4 protein-coding genes are annotated in these 4,562 nt (G+C 42.1%); 3 read left to right on the top strand and 1 reads right to left on the bottom strand.

Going from position 1 to position 4,562, the window contains the following annotated elements:
* Positions 1-203 precede the first annotated feature (203 nt).
* On the top strand, positions 204-2,858 hold the full coding sequence (gene mutS, locus WN50_RS28705; RefSeq protein ID WP_046279405.1) for a DNA mismatch repair protein MutS: 2,655 nt from the start codon (positions 204-206) through the stop codon (positions 2,856-2,858).
* A 53-nt stretch (positions 2,859-2,911) separates the two neighbouring features.
* Here the strand turns inward: mutS and WN50_RS28700 are convergent, their stop codons facing one another.
* A complete protein-coding gene (locus WN50_RS28700; RefSeq protein WP_046279404.1) occupies positions 2,912-3,196 on the bottom strand; it encodes a hypothetical protein in 285 nt (94 codons plus the stop codon).
* Positions 3,197-3,362: 166 nt separating this feature from the next.
* Between WN50_RS28700 and WN50_RS28695 the strand changes: the two genes are divergently transcribed.
* On the top strand, positions 3,363-4,001 hold the full coding sequence (locus tag WN50_RS28695; RefSeq protein WP_046279403.1) for a peroxiredoxin: 639 nt from the start codon (positions 3,363-3,365) through the stop codon (positions 3,999-4,001).
* A gap of 116 nt (positions 4,002-4,117) precedes the next feature.
* Positions 4,118-4,562 (top strand): pyridoxal-phosphate dependent enzyme (locus WN50_RS28690; RefSeq protein ID WP_049561550.1); only part of this gene is annotated, 445 nt, incomplete at its 3' end.

Here is a 4,562-nt window from a genome sequence, read left to right as displayed (position 1 = left end):
CTACGGGCATTGGTTGATACGCCCTGGCTGAGAGAATCTCTCAACCTATGTGTTTGTTAGCAAACGTTAGCAAAAATGTATCGGTTATACCCCAAATTTGTCTCAATCATCACCCCTAAAAAGTTGAACAAATTTGCAAAGGGGGGTGACAATCGCGGTAAAGTTAATAAGGGTAGCGTCCTGCTAAGAGTTTCAAACCTGCTATGACTGATCCCACCCCTGCATCTACTCCACCGGAAGAATACCCCAACGCTGACTACCGACAACTCGATCGCAGCAAACTGTCGGAAATGATGCAGCGATATCTGGAAGTCAAAGAACAATATCCCCATGCTTTATTGTTTTTTCGGGTGGGCGACTTCTTTGAGTGCTTTTTTCAAGATGCAGTCACCATCGCCCATGAACTTGAACTCATGCAAACCACCAAAGCCGCCGGAAAAGAAGTCGGGCGAGTTCCGATGACGGGAGTTCCCCACGAACACGTTTATCGCTACAGCAGTACCCTCCTAGAAAAAGGCTATGCCGTTGTTATTTGCGATCAAGTTGAAGATGCAGCCATCGCCGCCAAAGAAAAACGACAGGTGAAGCGAGAAGTCACCCGTGTCCTCACTCCTGGCACGCTGACTGATGATAATATGCTCAAAGGCCGCCAAAATAATTATTTAGCGGCTCTTGTGATTGCAGGTGAACATTGGGGGTTAGCCTATGCTGATATTTCTACAGGAGAATTTCTGATCACCCAGTCAGTTAATTTAGAACAGCTTACACAAGAATTAATGCGGTTGCAACCGTCTGAGGTGTTGGTTCCGGTGAATGCACCTGATATCAGTAAAATGCTGAAACCTGGAGAAAGTGATCACGAACTCCCCGACTGTTTACCCCGGTGTTTTTGTTATTCATTGCGATCGCAAAAGCCCTTTTCTTTGGGTGAAGCCCGCCCCCGAGTTTTACAACAATTTCAACTCAAATCTCTCGAAGGAATTGGTTGTGAACATCTTCCCCTCAGTGTGCGTGCAGCAGGCGGTTTATTAGAATATTTAGAAGATACCCAAAAACATAACACGACTTCTCTACAACGTCCTCGCACTTATACGCTCAGTGATTATTTAATTCTAGATCATCAAAGTCGCCGCAATTTAGAAATTACCACAACAGTTAGAGATAACACTTTATATGGTTCTCTCTTATGGGCATTAGATAAAACAAACACCCCAATGGGAAGTCGGGCGTTACGACGGTGGTTATTACAACCTTTACTCGATCTTAAAGGCATTCGCGCTCGACATGATACGATCCAAGAATTCGTAAATAATCATCAACTCCGACAAGATTTTCAACAGCTTCTCCGACAAATCTATGACCTTGAACGTTTAACAGGACGAGTCGGAAATAATACCGCTAACGCCAAAGATTTAGTCTCTCTCGCTGATTCTTTAGCGAAATTACCGCAGTTAGCCGCCTTAGCAGAACAAGCCAAATCTCCCTATCTCAAAGCCTTACAAAATCTTCCCCAATCCTTAGAAAAAATTGCTGAAAAAATTCATAATTATTTAGTAGAATCTCCCCCCATTCATCTCAAAGAAGGGGGATTAATTCGTTCGGGCGTGGATGCAAACCTTGATGAAATGCGGAGTTTAGCGACAGATGATCAACAATGGATTGCTAATTTAGAAGTTCAAGAACGAGAACGCACCGGAATTGCTACATTAAAGGTTGGATATAATAAAGCCTTTGGATATTATATCAGTATTAGTCGCGGTAAAGCAGAACTCGCCCCCGATGATTATCTTCGCAAACAAACCTTAACCAACGAAGAACGATATATTACGCCGGAACTCAAAGAACGAGAAGTCAGAATTTTAACCGCTAAAGAAGATTTAAACCAAGCCGAATATGATATCTTTGTCAGACTGCGTTCAGAAGTTGCAGAATATACTGATATTATTCGGAATGTTTCACGGGCGATCGCTGCAATTGATGTATTATGTGGATTAGCAGAAGTCGCTGATCGTCAAGGGTATTGTCGTCCAGAGATGGTAAAAGGACGAGAACTCAAAATTATTGATGGGCGACATCCAGTTGTAGAAAAGTTACTTCCGCCCGGATTTTTTGTGCCGAATACCGCTCAGTTAGGAAGTATAGAAAATCATACAGAAAACACAGAAATTCCACCCTATTCTTATCCTGATTTAATCATTTTAACAGGCCCGAATGCGAGCGGAAAAAGCTGTTATTTACGACAAATTGGTTTAATTCAACTCATGGCACAAATGGGAAGTTTTATTCCTGCAAGTTCAGCAAAATTGAGTCTTTGCGATCGCATTTTTACACGAGTTGGGGCGGTGGATGACTTAGCTACAGGTCAATCAACCTTTATGGTTGAAATGAATGAAACGGCAAATATTCTCAATCATGCGACGAACAAATCCCTTGTTTTGTTGGATGAAATTGGCCGAGGAACGGCAACATTTGACGGACTTTCGATTGCTTGGTCAGTCGCAGAATATTTAGCAACCGAAATTCAAGCGAAGACGATTTTTGCCACCCATTATCACGAATTAAACGAGTTAGCGTCTATTTTAGACAATGTGGCAAATTACCAAGTCACAGTGAAAGAATTACCCGATAAAATCGTCTTTTTACATCAAGTTCAACCGGGAGGTGCAGACAAATCCTATGGAATAGAAGCCGGACGGTTAGCGGGTTTACCTGATGTTGTGATTCAACGGGCCAGACAAGTGATGCGTCAAATCGAACAACATAGTAAAATCGCCATTGGACTGAGAAAAGGCATCAAAAAACAAACCAATAAAAGCACATCAATGGAACAACTCGATATCTTTGAAACCGAAGACTAATTTTTAATATCTGTAGGGGCGCTGCGGCTTGCGCCCAAAAGCTTGCGCCTAAATCAAGAATAACGTCCCCCAATCGGACAAAAATCAGGACAATCAATCGCTTCTTCCGATAAAGCAATTGTAGGTCGTACAGGACATTTAAGATGATAATCTTTAGTAAAGTATGCACAATCAGCACAAGGAATTTGGTGCATTCGTTGGGCGCGTCGCGTGGTATCAAAGATCGCAGACCCCAGACTCCAAACCAACAGAATGATCAATCCCCAGGCAGATACAAAACACAAGGGGACAATAAACGGCTGGATAGCGTGAATTAAAGCAATGAGCAGTTTTAACACTATAGGCTTCTCCCTGATTTAGTTTTGACAACTGGATACTTTATTTTAATCGTCCTGGGACCTTAAAATTATGTGAAGATTTAAAAACAGCAAAATTCCGGTCGGAAAACCGGGGTATTATGACAGTATAATCACATTCCTCACGAAACATCACAGGAAATCAGCTATGACACTGCGATTAGGAGATACAGTCCCTAACTTCACGCAAGCCTCCTCTGAAGGTGATATCGACTTCTACACCTGGGCGGGTGACAGTTGGGTTGTTCTATTTTCTCACCCCGCCGATTACACTCCCGTTTGTACCACTGAACTCGGTACCGTCGCCAAACTCAAGCCTGAATTTGACAAACGCAATGTTAAAGTCATCGCCCTGAGTGTCGATGATGTTGAATCTCACAAAGGCTGGATTGGTGATATTAACGAAACGCAAAGCACCAATATTAATTATCCCATTTTGGCGGACGCGGATCGCAAAGTGTCTGATCTCTATGACATGATTCATCCCAACGCTAACGCTGCTGTGACTGTCCGTAGCGTTTTTGTGATAGATTCTAACAAAAAACTCCGTCTTACCCTGACCTATCCCCCCAGTACCGGACGCAACTTTGATGAAATATTACGGGTGATTGATTCTTTACAATTAACTGATAATTATCAAGTGGCGACTCCCGCAGACTGGAAAGATGGAGACGATTGTGTAATTGTTCCTTCACTCAAAGATCCCGAAGAATTAAAACAGAAGTTTCCCAAGGGATACACCGAAGTTAAACCCTACTTGCGGATGACTCCTCAACCCGATAAATAGTTCAATCTTTCAGTAGGGTGGGTCAAACCGATTGATGTTGTTTAATAACAAAAAGGCTAAAAGATTTGACCCACCAAACCTCAGAAAATAAGACAACTTAAATTTAATCAAGTATGATGGATATTAAAGATGGTTTTGTCGAAACAGTTGGTAATACTCCCCTGATTCGACTCAATAGTTTTAGTGAACAAACAGGTTGTGAAATTTTAGGGAAAGCCGAGTTTTTAAATCCCGGTGGTTCGGTTAAAGATCGGGCTGCCTTTTATATTATTAAAGATGCGGAAGAAAAGGGTTTACTCAAGCCGGGAGGAACTGTTGTTGAAGGAACAGCAGGGAATACAGGTATTGGTTTAGCTCATATTTGTAATGCCAAGGGTTACAAATGTTTGATTATTATTCCCGAAACTCAATCCCAAGAAAAAATCGATTTATTAAGAACATTAGGGGCAGAAGTTAGAACGGTTCCGGCTGTTCCCTATCGTGATCCCAATAATTATGTTAAACTTTCGGGTCGCCTTGCATCTGAAATGGAAAATGCAATTTGGGCAAATCAATTTGATA

Source organism: Limnoraphis robusta CS-951 (genome assembly GCF_000972705.2).
This window is presented reverse-complemented; position numbering and strand designations above follow the sequence as displayed.

Coding starts and splice junctions, on each gene's coding strand:
- mutS (WP_046279405.1), top strand. CDS start 204: ATGACTGATCCCACCCCTGCATCTACTCCACCGGAAGAATACCCCAAC.
- WN50_RS28695 (WP_046279403.1), top strand. CDS start 3,363: ATGACACTGCGATTAGGAGATACAGTCCCTAACTTCACGCAAGCCTCC.